19 protein-coding genes, 1 tRNA gene and 1 pseudogene are annotated in these 19,666 nt (G+C 60.5%); 12 read left to right on the top strand and 9 right to left on the bottom strand.

Features of this window, described 5'->3' with window-relative positions; translation table 11 throughout:
• The first annotated feature begins 2 nt into the window (after positions 1–2).
• From GRI65_RS14905 to GRI65_RS14895, 3 genes are read left to right on the top strand one after another with little or no spacing between them, the layout of a single operon-like run.
• Positions 3–623, top strand: coding sequence for a cytochrome b/b6 domain-containing protein (locus GRI65_RS14905; protein ID WP_160757391.1), 621 nt, complete (start codon positions 3–5; stop codon positions 621–623).
• Positions 604–1,290, top strand: coding sequence for a response regulator (locus GRI65_RS14900; RefSeq protein ID WP_160757390.1), 687 nt, complete (start codon positions 604–606; stop codon positions 1,288–1,290). The genes GRI65_RS14905 and GRI65_RS14900 overlap by 20 nt, the downstream gene beginning before the upstream one ends.
• Positions 1,265–2,617, top strand: a complete 1,353-nt coding sequence (locus GRI65_RS14895) for a HAMP domain-containing sensor histidine kinase (protein ID WP_232844215.1) — start codon at positions 1,265–1,267, stop codon at positions 2,615–2,617. The genes GRI65_RS14900 and GRI65_RS14895 overlap by 26 nt, the downstream gene beginning before the upstream one ends.
• Positions 2,618–2,867: 250 nt before the next feature.
• Here the strand turns inward: GRI65_RS14895 and GRI65_RS14890 are convergent.
• Positions 2,868–2,957 (bottom strand) — tRNA-Ser (locus tag GRI65_RS14890).
• A gap of 115 nt (positions 2,958–3,072) precedes the next feature.
• Between GRI65_RS14890 and GRI65_RS14885 the strand changes: the two genes are divergently transcribed.
• Genes GRI65_RS14885 through GRI65_RS14875 form a run of 3 tightly spaced genes read left to right on the top strand, consistent with a single transcriptional unit; the run spans position 3,073 to position 4,855 of the window.
• Positions 3,073–3,477, top strand: coding sequence for a metallopeptidase family protein (locus GRI65_RS14885; RefSeq protein WP_160757389.1), 405 nt, complete (start codon positions 3,073–3,075; stop codon positions 3,475–3,477).
• Positions 3,478–3,515: 38 nt separating this feature from the next.
• Entirely contained in the window at positions 3,516–4,541 is a 1,026-nt protein-coding gene (locus GRI65_RS14880) for a peptidylprolyl isomerase (RefSeq protein ID WP_160757388.1), read from the top strand.
• Entirely contained in the window at positions 4,538–4,855 is a 318-nt protein-coding gene (locus tag GRI65_RS14875) for a DUF1905 domain-containing protein (protein ID WP_160757387.1), read from the top strand. Before GRI65_RS14880 ends, GRI65_RS14875 begins: the two co-directional genes overlap by 4 nt.
• On the opposite strand, the gene GRI65_RS14870 is transcribed toward GRI65_RS14875, so the two are convergent.
• The 5 genes from GRI65_RS14870 to hemF all read right to left on the bottom strand — a co-directional run bounded on the left by GRI65_RS14870 (position 4,852) and on the right by hemF (position 10,610).
• Positions 4,852–5,214 (bottom strand): VOC family protein, encoded by a 363-nt coding sequence (locus tag GRI65_RS14870; protein WP_160757386.1) that lies wholly within the window; start codon positions 5,212–5,214, stop codon positions 4,852–4,854. The two genes, GRI65_RS14875 and GRI65_RS14870, sit on opposite strands and share 4 nt — an antisense overlap.
• Positions 5,215–5,217: 3 nt before the next feature.
• Positions 5,218–7,308, bottom strand: a complete 2,091-nt coding sequence (locus tag GRI65_RS14865; RefSeq protein ID WP_160757385.1) for a RelA/SpoT family protein — start codon at positions 7,306–7,308, stop codon at positions 5,218–5,220.
• A 106-nt stretch (positions 7,309–7,414) separates the two neighbouring features.
• A complete protein-coding gene (locus GRI65_RS14860) occupies positions 7,415–9,316 on the bottom strand; it encodes a M1 family metallopeptidase (RefSeq protein ID WP_160757384.1) in 1,902 nt (633 codons plus the stop codon).
• Between the two features lie 88 nt (positions 9,317–9,404).
• Positions 9,405–9,662, bottom strand: a complete 258-nt coding sequence (locus GRI65_RS14855) for a hypothetical protein (RefSeq protein WP_202391370.1) — start codon at positions 9,660–9,662, stop codon at positions 9,405–9,407.
• Between the two features lie 78 nt (positions 9,663–9,740).
• Positions 9,741–10,610: an oxygen-dependent coproporphyrinogen oxidase gene (gene hemF, locus GRI65_RS14850; protein ID WP_160757383.1), complete on the bottom strand. Its 870-nt coding sequence runs from the start codon at positions 10,608–10,610 to the stop codon at positions 9,741–9,743.
• 46 nt (positions 10,611–10,656) lie between these two features.
• On the opposite strand from hemF, the gene pdeM reads away from it, so the two are divergent.
• The 5 genes from pdeM to GRI65_RS14825 all read left to right on the top strand — a co-directional run bounded on the left by pdeM (position 10,657) and on the right by GRI65_RS14825 (position 17,773).
• Positions 10,657–11,376: a ligase-associated DNA damage response endonuclease PdeM gene (gene pdeM, locus GRI65_RS14845; RefSeq protein WP_160757382.1), complete on the top strand. Its 720-nt coding sequence runs from the start codon at positions 10,657–10,659 to the stop codon at positions 11,374–11,376.
• 135 nt (positions 11,377–11,511) lie between these two features.
• Positions 11,512–11,991 carry a translation initiation factor IF-3 gene (gene infC / locus GRI65_RS14840; protein WP_232844214.1) on the top strand — a complete coding sequence of 160 codons (480 nt, stop codon included), beginning with the start codon at positions 11,512–11,514 and terminating at the stop codon, positions 11,989–11,991.
• A 158-nt stretch (positions 11,992–12,149) separates the two neighbouring features.
• Complete coding sequence (locus GRI65_RS14835) at positions 12,150–13,562, top strand: SLC13 family permease (protein WP_160757381.1); 1,413 nt, start codon at positions 12,150–12,152, stop codon at positions 13,560–13,562.
• A 141-nt stretch (positions 13,563–13,703) separates the two neighbouring features.
• Entirely contained in the window at positions 13,704–15,023 is a 1,320-nt protein-coding gene (locus tag GRI65_RS14830; RefSeq protein WP_160757380.1) for a cystathionine gamma-synthase family protein, read from the top strand.
• A 149-nt stretch (positions 15,024–15,172) separates the two neighbouring features.
• Positions 15,173–17,773, top strand: coding sequence for a TonB-dependent receptor plug domain-containing protein (locus GRI65_RS14825; protein ID WP_160757379.1), 2,601 nt, complete (start codon positions 15,173–15,175; stop codon positions 17,771–17,773).
• 98 nt (positions 17,774–17,871) lie between these two features.
• On the opposite strand, the gene GRI65_RS14820 is transcribed toward GRI65_RS14825, so the two are convergent.
• Positions 17,872–18,405, bottom strand: a complete 534-nt coding sequence (locus GRI65_RS14820; RefSeq protein WP_160757378.1) for a J domain-containing protein — start codon at positions 18,403–18,405, stop codon at positions 17,872–17,874.
• A 168-nt stretch (positions 18,406–18,573) separates the two neighbouring features.
• On the opposite strand from GRI65_RS14820, the gene GRI65_RS14815 reads away from it, so the two are divergent.
• Positions 18,574–18,741: a hypothetical protein gene (locus GRI65_RS14815; protein WP_160757377.1), complete on the top strand. Its 168-nt coding sequence runs from the start codon at positions 18,574–18,576 to the stop codon at positions 18,739–18,741.
• Here GRI65_RS14815 and pal read toward each other — a convergent pair whose 3' ends face one another.
• Both pal and GRI65_RS14805 read right to left on the bottom strand, forming a co-directional pair.
• Entirely contained in the window at positions 18,742–19,260 is a 519-nt protein-coding gene (pal, locus tag GRI65_RS14810; RefSeq protein ID WP_160757376.1) for a peptidoglycan-associated lipoprotein Pal, read from the bottom strand.
• Between the two features lie 79 nt (positions 19,261–19,339).
• Positions 19,340–19,666, bottom strand: a pseudogene (locus GRI65_RS14805) (PD40 domain-containing protein); the annotation flags it as partial.

Genomic DNA, 19,666 nt, shown 5'->3' with positions numbered 1-19,666 from the left:
CGATGGATCATCCGAAACATTCGAGCGGCGGACCTCAGGCCATTGAGTTCGGAACGGCCGACAAAGCGCACCAGCGGATCAAGGTATGGGATCCGTTGGTGCGCATCTTTCACTGGACGATTGCGCTTGGCACGATCGCCAACCTTACGGTGCTGCGTCATGTTGAGGATCCGCACATCTATCTGGGGTATGCCATGGTCGGCGCGCTGACCGTTCGCCTCATCTGGGGTTTCGTCGGCAAGGGACATGCGCGCTTTTCTGCGTTCGTTCCCGGTCCAAAGACCCTCGTTCAGTACGCATCTGCGCTCGTCCGCCGGCAAGAGCCGCGCTATGTCGGCCACAATCCGGCAGGTGCCGTGATGATGGTCATTCTGATGATCCTCATTGCTGGCTTGGGCATTACCGGCTGGATGATGGGGAGCGATCAGTTCTGGGGCGAACCCTGGGTCGAGGAGCTACACGAAACTCTGGCCAACATCATCATTGGCGCAGCTGTTCTCCATGTTCTGGCGGCCGTGGTCGAAAGTGTCCGCCACAAGGAAAACATGCCATGGTCCATGGTTACAGGCTATAAGCGGACTGCTTCTGGATCGGATGTTGATAATGCGCCTGCTACTCGTTGAAGATAATGCCCGGCTGGCATCCCTGATACGTGACGGCCTACAGCGGCAGGGCTTCGCGATTGACTGGTACGAGACAATTGAGGGCGCCCAGGACGCGGTCAAGATGAACCACTACGACTTGGTACTTCTCGATCTCGGTTTGCCTGACGGAGATGGTCTGGAACTGGTCGCCCAACTTAAACGTAAGAAGGACCACACGCCAATCCTGGTCATGACAGCCAGGGGCGGTTTAGACGACAGGGTTCTTGGGCTGGATGCTGGAGCCGATGATTATGTGGTCAAGCCGCTTGAAATTCCTGAGCTGGCAGCGCGGTGCAGGGCACTCTTACGCCGCCCCGGAAATGCGCTCGAAGCGGTGTTGCAGGCAGGCAATGTATCCTTGAACCTTGCCGAACGAACCGTGCATATAGCGGGTAATCCAACCGAAACCGCGCCGCGCGAAGTGGATTTGCTTGAGGTATTGCTACGCAGAACCGGCCATGTCGTGGCAAAACAGTCAATTGAAAATGCGATATATTCGATGGATGCCGAGATCACCCCCAATGCCATGGAGGCTTCAATCTCGCGACTCAGGAAGCGCTTGTTCTCTGCATCAGCCAATATCGAAATCAAGACGGTCCATGGGGTTGGCTATGCGCTCTATGAACCCAAATCTGTTGCAAAATGAAATGAGGCCTCTGGAAACGAGACAAAGTCCGACGCTTTTTCGCCAGATCGCTTCGCGCCTCGCTATTTTTACTTTGTTTTTTGCCCTGCTCGACATTGGGATTGTCATCTTCACCTACAGTCAGCAGCCGCAATCCCTCGCAGAGGAATTGCTGACGATGGAAGCGGAGAAGATCGAGAGCAGGCAAGTTGCTGAAGCAGAGCAATTTGCGGGTCCTCCGGGCGCTAGTCGATGGTTTGCAAGTTACGTCGATGGCGATGCGTCCAGTTCCGAGAACGGAACGTTGCGGCAACCATCGCCCAACGCGGGCACCTTGATGGACTGGACGCGGCGCGAGGAACTGGCGCAAGGGTTTCGTATCTCCGGCGTGCGATCGGTCGTGGTCGGAGGCGATCGCCGGTGGCTGTTCATGCAATTTGAAGGGAGAGGCATCCGGCCATATGTGCCGGTGATCGCGAATGAACTCCTGCAACACGTTGCATTGCCATTGGTACCGCTTTCGGTTTTGATGCTGCTCTTCAATATTCTTGCTGTCAGGCGCGTCCTCAATCCGCTCCGGCGAGCCGAGGCTGACGTTGACCGGCTTGACCCGGAAAACATGGCGCTGCGAATATCCGAGCCGACCGAACCCAGAGAGGTTGCCACCCTGGTGCGGGCCGTCAACCGCGCACTCGAGCGACTTGAAGAATCGATGGGCATCTTACGCTCGTTTACTGCCAATGCTGCCCATGAACTGCGGACGCCGTTATCAATCATGCAACTCGCGCTCGACGAACTGCCTAGCGGCCGGCAGCGCGAGGAGCTTCTGGCCGATAACCGACAGATGACGCGGCTGGTGAATCAGATGCTCGATCTGGCACAAGCCGATGCCAAGGCGTTTGAGACCGGTGCGAGGGTCGATCTTGCAGACGTAGGCCGCAAGGCAGTGGCGCAGCTAGCATCTGTTGCTTTTAATGCTGGCTCAGAGCTTTCTTTCGCAGATTTTGGCGAGGCAGTGACGAAGGGCCATGAAGAAGCAATTTTTCGCATCTATCGTAACCTGATCGATAACGCGCTGGTCCATGCTCCAGATGGAACGCTGGTTGAAGTCTCTGCAGGTCCAGGACCGCAATTATGTGTTCGGGATCATGGCCCAGGCATAGCAGCAGAAGACATTCCCCAAATATTCGATCGTTTCTGGCGCAAGAACCGGCAAGATTCTGTAGGAGCTGGATTAGGTCTCGGCATCGTCCAGCGACTCGCCCAGGCACATGGCGGCACTGTCATTGCGGAAAACGCTCCTGACGGCGGTGCCATTTTTACGGTGAGCTTTCCCCAATTTACCTGACGCGACTTAGCGAGTTCGTCAGGTTTCCGTCAGAAGTTGTCGCGACGGTATCCTCGAACTGGTGTCGCACGAATGCAATGAAGCATTCGGGCTTACCCAAGAAAACCCGGGGTGACGTTGTCATGCGCAATACCCCGATGTTGAGCTGGCTAGGTATGGTCACGGTTAGACACGGATCGAGACTTGGGACTTGAAAAGTCAATATTTCCCAGGGCTTGTGGACAGGTTTAATTAGGGTTGGACGGGTAGGTGGCGGAGACGGTGGGATTCGAACCCACGATAGAGTTACCCCTATACACACTTTCCAGGCGTGCGCCTTCGACCACTCGGCCACGTCTCCGCATGCGATGCTCGCTCGGAGCGTCCGCAAGAGGGGCGCCCTAGCTTTTGCGCGAGGGCTTGGCAAGCGGATGCGCTCCATTGTTTGCACCTGCTCCCGTTCCTAGATTGTCAACATGAACTGGCGAAACATTACCGGCGCGAGTGCCGCGGAAATCGAGGCGATTGCGCGCAGGACCCTAGACGGGTTGCCGCTCCATTTTGCGGAGCATCTGGGCGACATCCTGCTGCAGATCGAGGATTTTGCCGACGACGAGACTTTGGCAGCAGTCGACCTCGACCATCCGACCGAACTTTCGGGGATATACGAAGGCATTCCCCTGCATCTCAAGAGCATCGACCAATCGGGCACCATGCCCGACCGCATCCGGCTTTTTCGCGGGCCGATCCTGATGGAATGGCGCGAACGCGGCGATATTTCGCTGGAACGGCTAGTCGCCCATGTGACCATCCACGAGGTCGGTCATCATTTCGGTCTATCGGATGACGACATGCACGGGCTGGAAGACGCTGCGGAATAAGATTTGACGCTGGCCGCAGCGGTGGCAGGATAGCGGGCATGAACCGGACCCTGTTTGGCGCCCTCGCCGCGCTGTCGCTCATCACCCCCGTCTTCGCCCAGGAGGAACCGCAGGGAGCGCCCTCGCCCGGCGAGATCGTTGCGGAGGCTGCGGCCGGCGACTGGGTGCCGATCCCGTCTGAGAACGTGCTGGTAATGACTCTCGCCCCTGATGTCGATGGCGCCGCGCGGCAGGTGGTGATCCAACTGATGCCGCCGCCGTTTTCCCAAGGCTGGGTCGAGAACATCCGCACCTTCGCCCGCGCCGGGTGGTATGACAATATCAGCGTCAACCGGGTGCAGGACAATTACGTGGTCCAGTGGGGCGACCCCAATTACGACAATCCGGAAGCGAAGGGTAAGCCCAAGCCGCTTCCGCAAGGGCTGAAGGTTATGACGGAAGAGTGCTTTGCCGTCAGCCAAGTCCCCACCCAATGCAACCCCTCACGTTTCGACCCGATGGAGGGACTTTCTGCCGTCGCTGAAGATTTGGATGACGACGTAGCAAACGGGCGCGACCCTTATGCGGTGTGGACATTCCACTGGAGTGGCTGGCAGTTAGCCATGTCGCAGCGATCGAACGACCGAGAGTGGGAGGCTTGGCCCACCCACTGCTACGGCATGGTCGGCGTGGGGCGGAACTACTCTCCCGACACCGGCTCTGGCGCCGAACTCTACACCGTGATCGGCCATGCGCCGCGCCATCTGGACCGTAATATTGCGCTGGTCGGCCGGGTGATCGAGGGGATGGAGCATTTCTCCAGCTTACCGCGCGGCAAGGGTGAACTGGGCTTCTATGCGGCCGACGAAATTGACAAGCGCACCCCGATCCTGTCGGTCCGTGTCGCTACCGACCTGCCCGCCGCCCAGCAGCCGGGCTTTGAATATTTGTCTACCGAGAGCGAGACCTTCGCCGAATACGCGGACGCTCGCGCCAACCGCCGCGATCCGTTCTTCATCGTCCCGGCCGGCGGCGCGGATATCTGCAACATACCCGTGCCGGTGCGGCGCGCGGCGGCCGATTGAACGAGACGCTCACCTTCACCGCGCCGCTGACCCGCTGGCAGGGGGATCGCGGCACCTATCATCTGGTCGTAATCTCTGGCGAAGCGGCGAAGCAGATCGCGATGCATGCACGGCTTCACCGGCTTGAGTTCGGCAAGCGGCGCGGTTTCGGTTCGGTCAAGGTCACGGCGCGGATCGGCGGCACCAGTTGGAGCAGCTCGGTATTTCCGCAGCAGAAGCAGTCGGAATGGGTCCTGTTGATAGCCAAGAAAGTGATGCGGGCCGAGGACCTGTACGAAGGCGACCCAATAGCCGCAGAACTGGAGCTGCTCTAGACCCGCTGCATCAATTCGATCCGGTTTCCGAACGGATCGACGATATCGCCGCGCTTGTATCCGGCGAGCGGCTTGCCCGGCGTGATGTCGCAGCCATGCTTTGCCAGCCGCTCTGCGAAAGCGTCGAAGTCCTCCACCAGCAGGGCCGGATGCGCTTTGCTCGCTGGGCTGAAATCCTGTTCTGCCCCCAGATGGATATGTGCGTTCCCGCCGACGAACCAGCATCCCCCCCGCTGCGCTAGGTCGGCAGGCTTCGCGGTCTCTGCCAGCCCAAGCACCCCGTGATAGAACTCCCGCGCGGTATCCTCAGCCCCCACCGGCATTGCCAGTTGCACGTGATCGATCCCGAGAATGGTCATGTCTTAAATCCTGTCTACCTGCGCGACGGCGTCGCTGGCGCGCAGCGCGCTGATGATCCGCGTCAGGTGCGCAAGGTCCTGCACTTCCAGATCGACTTCATATGTGTGAAACGGAGTGTCGCGCTGCGTCTGTTCCAGCGTCACCACATTGGCGACATTCTTGGCGAACGTTCCCGCCATTTCCGCCAGAGTTCCGGGCCGGTCGTAAAGGATCGCCCGCAGACGCCCAACGGCCCCCTGCGAATGCTGGCCCCATGACAGGTCGAGCCAATCGGCATCGATCCCGCTCGCGAGCGTGAGGCAGGAAATAGAGTGCACCTCCACCCCCTCGCCCATCTTGCGCAGGCCGACAATCCGGTCGCCGGGAACCGGGTGGCAGCATTCGGCGAGCTGGAACGCGACCCCGGGGGTGAGGCCGCGTACGGAAATCGCCTTTTCCTGCCGCGGCCAGGATTCCTCGTCCGGCAGGGCGGAGGTGCTTCCGGGGACGAGCGCCTCCATCAGGTCGCGGTCGGTCAACTTGGCCGCACCGACGGCGTACATCAGCGCTTCCTCGTCCTCCAACTCAAGCCGCTTGACCGCCTCGCGGATGGCCTTCTTGCCGATCTTGGCAGGCAGGCGGGAGGCAACTTCCTCAAACATCTTGCGGCCGATCATCGCCACTTCGGAACGTTCCTTGAGCCGTACGGCGCGCCGTATCGCTGCCCGCGCCTTGCCGGTGACGACAAATCCGAGCCATGACAGCTGAGGTTCCGCCGTCTTGCCCTTGATCAGTTCGACCACGTCACCGTTTTCCAGCGGCGTACGCAGCGGCATGTGACGTCCGTTGATCTTGGCGCCGACGGTCTGCGCACCGAGATCCGTGTGAACCGCGAATGCAAAGTCCACCGGGGTCGAACCCTTGGGCAGCTGGTGCAGCGCGCCCTTGGGGGTGAAGGCGAAAATGCGGTCCTGATAAATCGCCAGCCTGGTATGTTCGAGCAATTCTTCCGGATCATGGCTGGCATCGACGATTTCGATCAGGTCGCGCAGCCAGCCAACTGCTCCGTCGGGCCGGTCGCCTTGCTTGTAGGCCCAATGCGCAGCGAGCCCGAATTCGTTGGTTCTGTGCATTTCGCGAGTGCGTATCTGCACCTCGACCCGCATCGAGTTCTCGTAAATCAGCGAGGTGTGCAGGGACCGGTAACCGTTGTTCTTGGGAGTGGAGATGTAATCCTTGAACTTGCCCGGGATGCATTGCCAGGTGGTGTGGAGGATCCCCATCGCCTGGTAACATTCCGCTTCGTTTTCCACGATCACGCGGAACGCCATGATGTCGGTCACCTGTTCGAAGCTGACATGGCGTTCGGCCATCTTCTTCCAGATCGAATAAGGGTGCTTTTCGCGGCCCCAGACTTTCACCGCAAGGCCCGCTTCGGCCAGCGCCTGCTTGATCCCCAAGGCGATCGCATCGACCTGCCCCCCGTCCTGTTTGCGGATCTGTTCCAGCCGCCCGGTGATTGTCTGATAAGCTTCAGGCTCGACCTGTTCAAAAGCCAGCAGCTGCATTTCGCGCATGTATTCGTACATGCCGACCCGCTCGGCGAGCGGGGCGTAGATATCCATGGTTTCGCGGGCGATCCGGGCCCGCTTTTCCGGAGATTTGATGAAATGCAGCGTGCGCATGTTGTGCAGCCGGTCGGCCAGTTTGACCAACAGGACGCGAATGTCTTCCGACATGGCGAGGAAGAACTTGCGGAGGTTTTCCGCCGCCCGCTCGTCCTCGGGCATGGCTTCGATCTTGCTGAGCTTGGTCACGCCGTCGACCAGCCGCGCCACTTCCGGCCCGAAATTCGCCTCGATATCCTCGATCGTAGCCAGCGTGTCTTCCACCGTATCGTGGAGCAGCGCGGTCATGATCGTTTCCTGATCGAGTTTCAGGTCGGTCATCAGCCCCGCCACTTCTACCGGATGGCTGAAGTAGGGGTCTCCGCTTGCACGCTTCTGGGTGCCATGTTTCTGTACAGTATAGACGTAGGCGCGGTTCAGCAGCGCCTCGTCGGCGTCCGGATCGTAGGCTTTGACCCGTTCCACAAGTTCATACTGGCGCAGCATAGGGATCAGATGTGCGGTGTGCGTCTGCGAAGGGCAAGCGGAAAGGACAGGCTGCCGGATTTTGCCCGTGAGATACGGGCGTGGTTCCACTCGGAGCCTGCTCCCGTCACTGCATTAGTTTGTCGACCGTCCCCTGCGTTATCGCATGATAGGTCGGCCGGGTTTTGGCGTATATCCTTCTCGCGATCGGCTGGCCCCAGTTGCCTTGCTCCATCAGCGCTTCGAACAGGGGCGAAACGAACTTGCGCCGACCCACTGTTGCGAGGAATTTCTCCGCTGCCGGGACCGCAGGATCGTAACGGTTCTCGAGCGCCAGTTCGAGCCACAGGAACAGCACTTCGTTGTTCCCGGTTCCGGACAGTCCAAGATCACGGTCGAGCGCGGCCAGCTGGGCATCGCTGAGTTCGCGAGGAAGTTTGCCAAGGAACCGCTGTCGTTCGGCGGCGGTCCATTTCTCCCAGGCTGCAGAATCGACCTTGCGGGCATCCGCATAGGTTTTCGCCGCTGCATCGACTTCGGCAAACGCGGCAGGATCGGGCCGCACCGCATTGCTTGGCAGACCCGGCTGATAGACCCATTCGTCCAGCATCAGCTTAGCTTCCAGTTCCGCATCGCCCCTGACCAGATTTTCGCGCATATCGGCAAGGAACATCGCCGAGGTCGCCGGTTCGAAGGCGTGCCGGTCGAACCAGCTTTCCAGCCAGGTGTCGAACTTCTCGCGCCCGGCGATGGTTTCGACTGTCCGCAGGAATACAGCGCCCTTGTCATAGATCACCCCGGTCGCGCCGCCATCCGGAACGGCCTCGGCATCGGCCAGATGCAGCGTGGTAATGGGCGCATCCATCCCGTTTTCAGCCAGCGCTTCCTCCATGTCGGCAAAGCTCAACGCAGCTTCCTGGTTCGCGCGGCGGGTGCCGTAAAGCTCCTCGATGATGCGGTTTTCGAAATAGCTGGTGGTGCCTTCGTTAAGCCAGCTGTCTGCCCAGTTGGCGTTGGTCACCAGATTGCCCGACCAGCTGTGCGCCAGTTCATGCGCGACGAGCCCCGTCAGGCTCTTGTCACCGGCAATGAAGGTCGGCGTCAGGAAGGTCATTACCGGGTTTTCCATCCCGCCGTAGGGAAAAGCGGGCGGCAGCACGATCATGTCGTACCGGCCCCAGCGATAAGGGCCGTAGAGCTTCTCTGCCGCGTCGATCATCTTTTCCGTGTCGGCGAGTTCCGCAGCGGCACGCTCGAGCATGACCGGTTCCGTCCACACGCCCGAACGGGGCCCCAATTCCTGGAACACGATATCCCCCGCCGCGATCGCGATCAGATACGGGGCGACAGGTTTATCCATGGTGAAAGTGAAGGCGCGCTTGCCCTCGCCGGCGGGTTCCGGCTCGCCGCTGGTGAGGCCGGACATCACCACCGTCAGCGGTTCCGGCGCCACAATCCGCGCTTCCCATGTCTGCCGGATACCCGGGCTGTCCTGCGTCGGGATCCAAGTGCGATTCAGGGTCGGCTGCCCTTGGCTCAGAAGATAAGGATGCTCGCCGCCAGCGGTTTGCTCCGGAGACAGCCACTGCAGCGCTTCGGCGTCAGCGGCAGAATAGATGACTGTGATCTGCCGGGAATCGCCGATGGTGACCGTGACCGGTGCGCCCATGTCGGCAACAGTTTCGCCTACCGTGAACGGCAGTGGTTCGCCGGTCTCGTCGATGACGCTCGAAATTTCCAGGCCCTTGCTATCGAGGACCACGGTATCCGCACCGTCCGCCGCCTGGATATCAAGGGTTGCGGATCCGGCGACAGACTTGGCATCGAAATCCAGCGCAAGATTAAGCGCGACATGGGTTACACGCGCCATTTCGGGCTGGGCGAAGGAAAACCGGTCCTTCGCGTCGTCGGTAGTCAAAATTGGGGAAACCATCGGCACCGCAGCACCGCCAGTCGGCCCGTCCGGCACCGAACAGGCGCCAAGCGCGGCCAAGCCAAAGACAAGGGAAATTTTGGCCAGCAAATGCATCAGTTACTCCGCGAATTCAAAAAGACGCGGTAACACTGCAAGGCTGTACCGGCCACAACGATCTGGTCAGGACTTCCTGTCGAAAATACTATTCCGGTACTTCAAGTGGAGCCGGGCTAGGCTGATCTTCGGGAACATTGGTCATGGGCGCATCGGGGAGCTCGACAGGCACGCCGCCATCGGGAGCAGTTGTCAGCATCGCATCGGGAGCGGCCGTTTCGGTACCGGTGGGTTCGATGAAATCATCGTCAGTCGCGGGTGACAGGAACCAGATCACTACCAGGACACCCAACAGGGCGATCACCAGGATCCAGAGCAAGTTCGTCTTTTTTTGCGGCTCGGCCATTTTACAGTCTCCCTTGATCCGAATTCTTGAAAGGTATTAACATCATACGATTGCCGCCGGACAATGGTTCCGACCTGTTCACGTCCAGACGGCTTCGGGCGGCAAGCTCATGAGGATAGCATCGATATTGCCGCCGGTCTTGAGGCCGAACAGGGTACCGCGATCATAAACCAGGTTGAATTCCGCGTAGCGACCGCGCCATTCAAGCTGCTGTAATTTGTCAGCATCGGTGAACTCCGCATTCATTCGGCGGCGAACCAGCCTGGGGTAGATGTCGAGGAAGGTCTCACCCACATCCCTCGTGAACGAGAAGTTACGGTCGAACGCGCCCTCTTCGGCCACTTCCATGTGGTCGTAGAAAATTCCCCCTACGCCGCGGTGGCATTGGCGGTGCGGGATGTAGAAATAGTCGTCCGCCCACTTTTTGAACCGGTCGTAATAGGTCGGATTGTGCCGCGAACAGGTGGCGCGGAAACAAGCATGGAATTCTGCCGTGTCCTCGTCATACGGGATCGGCGGGTTGAGATCGGCACCGCCGCCGAACCATGCCTTGCCGGTAGTCAGGAAGCGGGTGTTCATGTGCACCGCGGGGACATGCGGATTGGCCATATGTGCGACCAGGCTGATGCCCGTCGCCGAAAAGCCGGGGTTGTCGGCGCTCGCTCCGTTAACACTGGCGGCGAATTCGGGCGAAAAATTGCCCCGCACGGTCGACACATTGACGCCGACCTTTTCGAACACCTTGCCCTTCATCAGGCCCTGCACACCGCCGCCGGGGTCTGGATTGCCTTCTTCCTCGCGTTCCCAGGGGGTAAACACGAAAGCAGCATCGCTGCCAGCTTCGCGTTCAATCGCCTCGAATTCTCCGCAAATACGGGTGCGCAGGTCCTCGAACCAATCCTTGGCAAGAGCAGTGCGGTCGGCAGGGGACAGAGTCGTTTCGGTCATCGCGAACAGGCTTGCCATCCCGCGAGCGCTGGGGCAAGGGCAAGCAATGGTTCCCCTTTCGTTCGCCAACCAGGAATTCTTCCTGACCGACAGCGGCGCGCTGTTCTGGCCGCGTGAGAACGCGCTGTTGGTGGCCGACCTGCATCTCGAAAAAGCGAGCTTTTTCGCAAAGCACGGTCAGATGCTGCCACCGTATGACAGCCGCGAGACGCTGGAACGGCTGGCAGTGGCGATTCGCGAGACCGGCGCACGGCGGGTGTTCACGCTGGGAGATAATTTCCACGACGCAGGCGGTGCCGCGCGGCTCGAGCCTCATGCGGCGGGCATGCTGGCAGCGCTGACGCGGGCGACGGACTGGGTCTGGATCACCGGGAACCATGATGCGCCCAAGCGGAACGAACGTGCGCAGACACCGGCCGGCGGGACCATCGCGGAAGAACTGGAAGTGGCGGGGATGATCCTGCGGCATCAGGCAATGCCCGGGGAAATCCGGCCCGAGTTTTCCGGCCATTACCACCCGCGCCTGCAGATTACGGTGCGGCAACGGCGCATCCGCCGTCCCTGTGCCGTGGTCAGCCGCGATGCCGCCGGGTCAGGCCGGATGATCCTTCCCGCGTTCGGCGCCCTGACCGGGGGCATGAACGCCGCCGATCCGGTGATCCTGTCCGCGATGCAGCCCGCGCACTCAATCCATGCCCTGTTGCCCGCTGGTGGCAGGTTGGTGAAATTCGCGCTGTGGCAGGCCGGGAATCCAACACACCCCTAGCAACTTGCCGCATTCCGCATTAAGTAGGCCGCGTAAAACTTTGACCCGAAGCAATCTCAAGGAGACCAACCCATAACTCGTCCACCCCGGCGCACGAATAGCCCGCCCATCAAGAGCGGCCCGCGCTACGACAACATGATCCAATCGGACAAGGTCCGCGTCATTGACGAAACCGGCGAGAATGTCGGTGTCATGTATACCAAGGAAGCGATCGAAGCGGCAGCCTTGCTCGGCCTGAATCTGGTCGAAGTATCGCCGAACGCCGATCCACCTGTGTGTAAATATCTCGACGTCGGCAAGCATCGCTTCGAAGCGCAGAAAAAAGCCAACGCCGCGCGCAAGACGCAGAAGACGCAGGACATTAAAGAAGTCAAAATGCGTCCGAATATCGACACGCATGATTATGACGTGAAGATGCGCAACGTGAACAAATTCATCGAACATGGCGACAAGGTGAAGATCACCCTCCGTTTCCGCGGGCGCGAAATGGCCCACCAGGAACTGGGCATGAACCTGCTCAAGCGGGTCCAGGATGACACTGCCGAAGTCGCCAAGATCGAGGCCTTCCCCCGTCTTGAAGGCCGGCAGATGCTCATGGTGCTGTCGCCGAAGTAAGTTGTCAGGCGTTGGCCGGTAATCGAACAGGGCGCGCCGCAAGGCGCGCCCTTTTTCGTGGTGGACCGCGCATCATCCGCCCCCCTTGCCGCGTTTCGGTGCTTGGCCGCGATTCTTCAGCCTGTTAGGCGCAGGACGGGTTTGGGGAGAGGCACGACATGACTGCGCAACGCATCGGCTTTGTCGTCGGGCTAACCGCCTTCGCCCTGACAGCATTACTACCCGCCCCCGCGGGGATGCCGCGCGAGGCCTGGCTGGTCGCCGGGCTGGTGGTGTGGATGGCCGCATGGTGGATGACCGAAGCCATTCCGCTGACCGCCACCGCCCTGCTCCCCTTCCTGGTGCTGCCCTTCGCCGGAGTCCTGAATGCGAAGGATACAGCCAGCGCCTATTACGAACCGATCCTGTTCCTGATCCTTGGCGGCGCCTTCCTAGCCCTTGCTATCGAGCGGACCGGTCTTCACCGCCGGTTGTCGCTTGCGATACTCAAATCGATCGGTGACGCGGGCGGCCCTTCGCGCTTGCTGCTGGCGTTCATGGTATCCGCAGCGATCCTGTCGATGCTGATCTCCAACACCTCCACCGCCTTGATCATGATGCCGATGGCGCTAGCCGTGCTGGCGGGCGGCGGGGTTGATGCGGAACAGCAGGAAGGGCTGGCTGGCGCCCTGCCGATGGGCATCGCGTTCGCCGCGACCATCGGCGGTCTGGGGACCATCGTCGGCTCGCCGACCAACGGAATCGCGGTCGCGCTGCTGGACAGCATGATCGGATTGAAGATCAGTTTCGCCCAGTGGACAGCCTTCGGCTTGCCCATCGTTATCGCCGGAGTGCCCGCGGCAGCGCTGATCATCGCGCGGGTGCAGAAAGTGTCGCGGCACCCGTTCGACGTCGCCGCCGCGCGCGCTGCCATCGACAGCCATGCCGCGTGGACCCTGCCGGAAAAGCGCCTGGTGCCGATCATCGCGGTTACCTTCTTGCTGTGGATGCTGGTGCCGCTGCTTCAGGATTACGTTCCGCAGGGGTCACTGACCGACGGGACCATCGCCGTGGCTGCTGGGCTCGCGCTGTTTATCCTGCCCGATGGCACCGGGCGGCCGCTGCTGGTCTGGAAGGAAGCTGACCGGGCGCCGTGGGGCGTTATCCTGATGTTTGGCGGCGGGTTGGCGCTGGCTGCTGGGATGGGCGCTTCCGGACTGGCGGACTGGCTTGGCTCCGCGCTGCTGCCGCTGAGCGCAGTGCCGCTCATCCTGGTCGCGATCGCGCTTGTCGGGATGGTCGTGCTGATCACCGAATTCGCCAGCAATGTCGCTACCGCCAGCGCCATCATCCCCGTTGTCGCCAGCCTGACGGTGGCAATGGGCGTCGATCCGGTGCTGCTCGCCATGCCAGCCGCGCTGGCAGCTAGCTGGGGCTTCATGCTGCCCGCCGGAACCGGGCCGAACGCGATCGCCTGGTCGACGGGACGTATCAGGCTGCCGAGAATGGTCGGCGCTGGTTTGCTACTCGATTTGCTCGGGATCGTCATGATCGTGGTGATCGTTTGGACCATTGCGGCAATCGCCGGTTGATCGATTTCGTTTCAGTTGTTACCATTCCCGAACATTTTGACATCGAGCGAAGATGCGTTCCTGCGGAGGTTAGGGGCCCTGGTCGCCGATATCCGAGCAGCTCCTGCCTTCCTGGGAGCGTTTGATTAGGAAGAACGCGTCATGACCGATGCCACCGATGCCGTCACCACCCCCACCCCTCGCCGCAAGCCTAAGCCGGAGATTACCACTATCGGTGGTCGGCCGCTGAAGCCGTCCACCCTGATGATGGGCCATGGATATGATCCGGCCTTGTCCGAAGGTTCGCTCAAGGCGCCGATTTTCCTCACCAGCACCTTCGCGTTCGAAAATGCCGCCGCAGGCAAGCGCCATTTCGAAGGGATTACCGGCAAGCGCCCCGGCGGCGCGGAAGGCCTTGTCTATTCCCGCTTCAACGGGCCGAACCAGGAAATCCTCGAAGACCGGCTGAGCATCTGGGACGGGGCGGAAGACGCGCTGTCATTCTCAAGCGGCATGACCGCGATTACCGTGATGATGCTGGCCTATTGCAACGCCGGCGATGTCATCGTGCACTCCGGACCGCTATACGCCGCGACGGAAGGCTTCGTGGCCAAGGTGCTGTCGAAATTCGGGATCACCTATGTCGATTTTCCCGCCGGTGCGACCCGCGAGGAAATGGATGCGGTGCTGGCCAAGGCCAAGAGCCAGGCGGATGAACACGGCGGAAAGGTGGCAATGATCTACCTCGAGAGCCCGGCAAATCCAACCAATGCTCTGGTGGACGTTGAAGCGATGTCTGCCGCCCGCGACGCCGCGTTCGATGCCGACGGTCCGCCGATCGCCATCGACAACACATTCCTCGGCCCCCTGTGGCAGCGCCCGCTGGACCAGGGCGCGGACATCGTTGTCTATTCGCTGACCAAATATGTCGGCGGCCATTCGGACCTCGTTGCAGGCAGTATTGCCGGGGCGAAGAAGTGGATGGATCCGGTGCGTGCGTTGCGCAACACCATGGGCGGCATCTGCGATCCGAACACCGCCTGGATGCTGCTGCGCAGTCTGGAAACGGTCGAATTGCGGATGCAGCGCGCGGGCGAGAACGCAGCAAAGGTCTGCGCCTTCCTCCGCGATCACCCGAAGGTGGAGGGGCTCGGCTATCTTGGTTTCATCAGCGACCCGCGTCAGCAGGATATCTACAACCGGCACTGCCTGGGTGCGGGCAGCACGTTCAGCCTGTTCATCAAGGGCGGTGAGGCGGAAGCCTTCCGCTTCCTCGACAGCATGACCATTGCCAAGCTGGCAGTAAGTCTCGGCGGTACCGAAACACTCGCCAGCCTGCCGGCTGCGATGACCCATTTGTCGGTCCCCGACGAGCGCAAGGCACAGCTTGGAATCACCGACAACCTGGTTCGCATCTCCATCGGTATCGAGGATCCGGATGACCTGATTGCCGACTTCGACCAAGCGCTGGCGAAAGTTTGACGTCCGGAAACAACCGAAAATCGAGAAAAATGTGATAATAGTGCAACCAATGATTGCATTACTGCAATAATATTACAGTAATCGGATAATCTGAGTTTGCATGTTACGGAGCTGGGTTAAGCATGATGCTTCCAAAGGGGGAACGCATCATGCTCCAGTCTCATCTATTCCGCACTTTCGCCGTGTCGGCCTCTGTCGGCAGTCTGGCATGGGCTTCCTGCGCCAGCGCTCAGGACAGTTCTGCCGGCGCGGAACTGCCACCGGTCGAGGCGGTCGAGGTCGATTACGCCGACACCATAATCGTGCTTGGTTCGCGCCGCCCGGACCGGACGATTGCCGACAGCCCCATCCCGATCGACGTCATCGGCAGCGAAGCCTTGCAGAACAGCGGCGCGACAGAGACCAACCGGTTGCTCAACAATCTGGTGCCATCGTTCAACTTCCCCCAGCCGTCGCTGACCGACGGAACGGATTCGCTGCGCCCAGCAACCTTGCGCGGCCTTTCGCCGGACCAGGTGTTGGTGCTGGTGAACGGCAAGCGCCGCCACATGTCCTCCCTGCTCAACTTAAACGGTTCGATCGGCCGCGGTTCGGCGGCGGTCGATCTCAACACGCTGCCATCCATCGCTATCGAACAGATCGAAGTGCTGCGGGACGGTGCCTCGTCGCTGTATGGTTCGGACGCCATAGCCGGCGTGATCAACGTGCAGCTCAAGAAGCGCCAGGGCGGCCGTGCGGTGGCGAGCTACGGCAAATACATCACTACTTTGCGCGGAGTCGACCAGGTCGCCAGCGTTGCTCCGACTACCGGCGCATCGGACAGCCCGGTGATTACCTTCACCGGTGAAGATCGCGAACGCAACGACGGCGAGACTTATACTATCGCCACCAATATCGGACTGCCCGTAGGCGATAGCGGCTATCTCAACTTCACCGCCGAATACAAGGACCGTTCGCCGACCAACCGTTCCGGCCCTGATCCTCGGCGGCAATACAGCGGCCTTGGCGATCCCCGTGAAACCACCCTTACCCGCTATAATCACCGGTTTGGTGACGGCGAGTCCAAGGATTTCAACTTCGTTGTCAACGCCGGAACCGACATCGGTGATTTCGAACTCTATTACTTCGGGACTTACGGCGTCCGTGATGCCAACGGAGCGGGGTTCTATCGCCGCTCGCTGGACGCTCGCAACGCCGATTACGCGAATGGAGGCCAGCCGTTCTATCCCGACGGGTTCCTGCCGATCATCGTCAGCGAAATTCGCGATATTTCCGGCGCGGTCGGCGTACGGGGCGATGTTGCCGGGTTCAACACCGACCTGTCGGTGGTGTATGGTACCAACCGCCTCAACTACGATGTCGAAAACAGCTTCAACACCTCGCTCGGCGGACTAGTGAGCCAACGCAGGTTCGACGCGGGCGGTCTCCGGTCCGGCCAAACGTCCATCAATCTCGACCTGCAAAAGAACATCGAGCTAGGCTTTGCCCAAAGTGTTTCGCTCGCGTTTGGCGGGGAATACCGGGATGAAAACTACAAGATCATCCCGGGCGAGGTTCAAAGCTACATCAACGGGCCGTTTTCCTTCACCAATGGCGCCCCCGGCGGCGCGCAGGTGTTCCCCGGCTTCCGGCCGAACAACGCTATCGATGCCTCGCGTGACAGCATCGCCGGCTATGTCGAACTTGACGTGGACATCTCCGATGCACTGAACCTGCAGGCCGCTGGCCGTTATGAAAGTTTCTCCGATTTTGGGGATACAGTAAACGGCAAGCTCGCTGCCCGGTTTGAACCGATCGAGGGGATTGCGCTTCGCGGCTCGGTGTCTACCGGCTTCCGAGCGCCGGGCCTGGCGCAGCAGTTCTTCTCGACCACGTCGACCAACAACGTAGGGGGGCAACTAATCGAGGTCGGCACCTTCCCGGTTGCGTCTCCGGTAGCCGTAGCGCTTGGCTCGCAGCCACTCGATGCCGAAAAATCCCTCAACTTCGGCGGCGGCATCGCGATCAATCTGATCGAGGGCCTCAGCCTGACCGCGGACTACTACAACATCAAGATCAGGGACCGCATCACGCTGACGGAAAACCTCCAGGGCGGCGACGTGGTTACCATCCTGACCACTGCCGGGATCACCGGGGTGACTTCGGCCCGCTTCTTCATCAACGGGATCGACACCAAAACCCAGGGCCTGGACATTGTCGGCAGTTACCGCGTTCCGGATTTCGGGATGGGCGACATCCGCCTGACGGTTGGTTACAACATTTCGGACACCGAGATTACGGACCGCAGAGTCTTTTCGGGTTTCACGGCCCAGCGCCTATTTGCGCGGCAGGAATCCTTCCGCCTGACGGACGGACAGCCGAAGAACAAACTGAACATCGGGCTCGACTGGGATTACGGTATATTCGGCCTTACGGCCCGGACCAACCGTTTCGGCGAAGTGTTTCTGCCCTCGGGCGTATCCTCGCCGCAACGCGACGACATTACCGTAGCGCCCGGCGATGCGCCCGGCGATATCTTCCTGTCGCCGAAGTGGGTCACCGACCTGGAATTGAGGATAAAGCCGTCCGAGGCGCTGGAACTGGCATTCGGGGCGAACAATTTGTTCGATGTATATCCCGACCGTCTGCCGTTCGGCACGGTGGACGGCGTCAATTTCGGTTTGAACAACTCGTTCCTGCCGTATTCCTCGCAGTCCCCCTTCGGGTTCAGCGGACGCTTCCTCTACGGACGGGTGGCAGTGAACTTCTGATCGGTATCGGCATATCGTAACGCTGGCATAAACAGAAGCGGCGCGGTCCCGGGACCGCGCCGCTTCTGTTTATCGGTCGCAAAGGGTCGGCGCGCGCCTCAACCCTTCCATTCTCGCCGTTCCTCGGCCTGTTTGAGGACCTCGTAGGCGACCTGGATCTTCTGGAATTCCTGCGCGGCGGCGGCGTCTCCCGGCTTTACATCGGGGTGCACTTCCTTGGCCTTGGCGCGGAAGCTCTTCTTGATCGCGTCGAAATCCGCGTCGGCTTCCAGTTCGAGGGCTTCCAGCGCGCGCATTTCGTCACCGCTGCGGGTACCGTCACCCGAACCTGCCCAACCGTAATGCGCGGCTTCGGCATAACCGGCGTTATCGCGGTTCTCGTTCTTGACCCGCTCCTCTGCCTCGGCCTTGTCGAGCCCCTCAAAGTAATCCCATTTGGAATTGTATTCCGCAGCGTGCTTCTGGCAGAAATACCACCGGTCCGGGCTGTTAGACGCCTTCGGTGCGGGGCACAGGCCCGGTTCGTCGCACAGGTGGCGGTCGCAGGTTCGCTGGGCGGTCGCCGCCTGGTCGCTGCCATAGCTGCGCCAGCGAGGAAAACCCCAATCGTTCGATCGGCGCGCACCGACCATCAGTTCATCTCTCGTGTCATATGTCCCTCCATATAGAGCGTTCGACGAAAAATCGCCACCGCTGGTTTATGAAGGGGATACAAAGGTCCTGTTAAGCATTATGCTGCAATGCAACATTGATCGCCGCGCTATTGAGCCGGGCGTAAACACCCATCGGAGTTCGTGACCTTGAGCAAGCAACTGGCCCTGTCGATCGCCTTCTCGGTCATGACCATGTCGGCGTTCGCGCTGTCGATGTCTGACCGTAGCGGCGTCCAGAATCCGTCCCCTGAATACAGCAACGGCGCAGTTGCCGAAGCAGCCGCGCCGTCCCTGTTCAAAGTATTGGCTAACTGATCAACTGATCACCACAGTTACCGCGCGCCGGTTCTGCGCCCATGCACTGGCGTCCGAACCCATCGCTACCGGGCGTTCCTTGCCATAGCTGACGGTGGCAATCCGGTTCGCAGGAACACCTAGGCCGACGAGGTAATTCTTCGCCGCATTGGCCCGGCGCTCGCCGAGCGCGAGGTTATAGTCACGCGTGCCGCGTTCGTCGGCATGGCCTTCGACGGTCACGGTAAGGTTGGGATACTGCATCAGATACTGCGCCTGCGTCTGCAGCGCCGCGGCGTCCGCACTATCGATGTTATAACGGTCCGTGTCGAAATAGACGACGTTCTGTCCGTTAACGGCACCAACGAAATGCTGCTGCGTACCCGGACCGGATCCGGCTTGCGACGTCGCCGGGGCCGGAGTCTCCGACGGAATTACAGTTGACTGCTGCGGCGGCAATTCTTCCGGCGCGGCAGTCTTGCAGCCCGCCAGAGCGATGGTCCCGGTAAGTAATGCGGTGATGAGGATTTTACGCGTCATAGGACATCTCCTTGTCTGATTGTAATTCTAATGCCGAATAGCTGTCAGCGCGGCCCGCTCTCCCGGTAACACTACGCCTCTAGGGCAAAATGGGTCCCCATGAGGGGTCCGAAGCATCAACCGGAGTTTCGAGGCGGCGTTCGTTTCGGCCGGTCAGGTCGACTTGCCACAAGGATGTCCGGCCCGAGTTGCGTTCCGTACGGAAAAACTGGATGATCCGCCCGTTCGGTGCCCATGTCGGCGCCTCGTCTTGCCAAGAATCGGTCAGGAACCGAAGGCCGCCTCCACCCGGGTTCATCACTGCGATCCGGAAATCGCCGGCGATATGGGTGAAGGCAATCTGGTCACCGCGCGGGCTCCATTCGGGTGTCGCTGCGCGGCCACCGAAGAAACTGACCCGCTTCTG

The organism is Allopontixanthobacter sediminis (assembly GCF_009828115.1).
GTDB lineage: Bacteria > Pseudomonadota > Alphaproteobacteria > Sphingomonadales > Sphingomonadaceae > Allopontixanthobacter > Allopontixanthobacter sediminis.
The sequence above is the reverse complement of the archived record's forward strand: the minus strand, read 5'-3'. Positions and strand labels throughout refer to the sequence as shown.

Bases quoted from the DNA above. Each gene is read 5' to 3' on its own strand.
- GRI65_RS14880 (WP_160757388.1), top strand. From the start codon at position 3,516: ATGAACCGGACCCTGTTTGGCGCCCTCGCCGCGCTGTCGCTCATCACC.
- GRI65_RS14905 (WP_160757391.1), top strand. From the start codon at position 3: ATGGATCATCCGAAACATTCGAGCGGCGGACCTCAGGCCATTGAGTTC.
- infC (WP_232844214.1), top strand. From the start codon at position 11,512: ATGATCCAATCGGACAAGGTCCGCGTCATTGACGAAACCGGCGAGAAT.
- GRI65_RS14820 (WP_160757378.1), bottom strand. From the start codon at position 18,405: ATGGTCGGTGCGCGCCGATCGAACGATTGGGGTTTTCCTCGCTGGCGC.
- pdeM (WP_160757382.1), top strand. From the start codon at position 10,657: ATGGTTCCCCTTTCGTTCGCCAACCAGGAATTCTTCCTGACCGACAGC.
- GRI65_RS14830 (WP_160757380.1), top strand. From the start codon at position 13,704: ATGACCGATGCCACCGATGCCGTCACCACCCCCACCCCTCGCCGCAAG.
- pal (WP_160757376.1), bottom strand. From the start codon at position 19,260: ATGACGCGTAAAATCCTCATCACCGCATTACTTACCGGGACCATCGCT.
- GRI65_RS14835 (WP_160757381.1), top strand. From the start codon at position 12,150: ATGACTGCGCAACGCATCGGCTTTGTCGTCGGGCTAACCGCCTTCGCC.
- hemF (WP_160757383.1), bottom strand. From the start codon at position 10,610: ATGACCGAAACGACTCTGTCCCCTGCCGACCGCACTGCTCTTGCCAAG.
- GRI65_RS14900 (WP_160757390.1), top strand. From the start codon at position 604: ATGCGCCTGCTACTCGTTGAAGATAATGCCCGGCTGGCATCCCTGATA.
- GRI65_RS14860 (WP_160757384.1), bottom strand. From the start codon at position 9,316: ATGCATTTGCTGGCCAAAATTTCCCTTGTCTTTGGCTTGGCCGCGCTT.
- GRI65_RS14855 (WP_202391370.1), bottom strand. From the start codon at position 9,662: ATGGCCGAGCCGCAAAAAAAGACGAACTTGCTCTGGATCCTGGTGATC.
- GRI65_RS14885 (WP_160757389.1), top strand. From the start codon at position 3,073: ATGAACTGGCGAAACATTACCGGCGCGAGTGCCGCGGAAATCGAGGCG.
- GRI65_RS14870 (WP_160757386.1), bottom strand. From the start codon at position 5,214: ATGACCATTCTCGGGATCGATCACGTGCAACTGGCAATGCCGGTGGGG.
- GRI65_RS14895 (WP_232844215.1), top strand. From the start codon at position 1,265: ATGAACCCAAATCTGTTGCAAAATGAAATGAGGCCTCTGGAAACGAGA.
- GRI65_RS14825 (WP_160757379.1), top strand. From the start codon at position 15,173: ATGCTCCAGTCTCATCTATTCCGCACTTTCGCCGTGTCGGCCTCTGTC.
- GRI65_RS14865 (WP_160757385.1), bottom strand. From the start codon at position 7,308: ATGCTGCGCCAGTATGAACTTGTGGAACGGGTCAAAGCCTACGATCCG.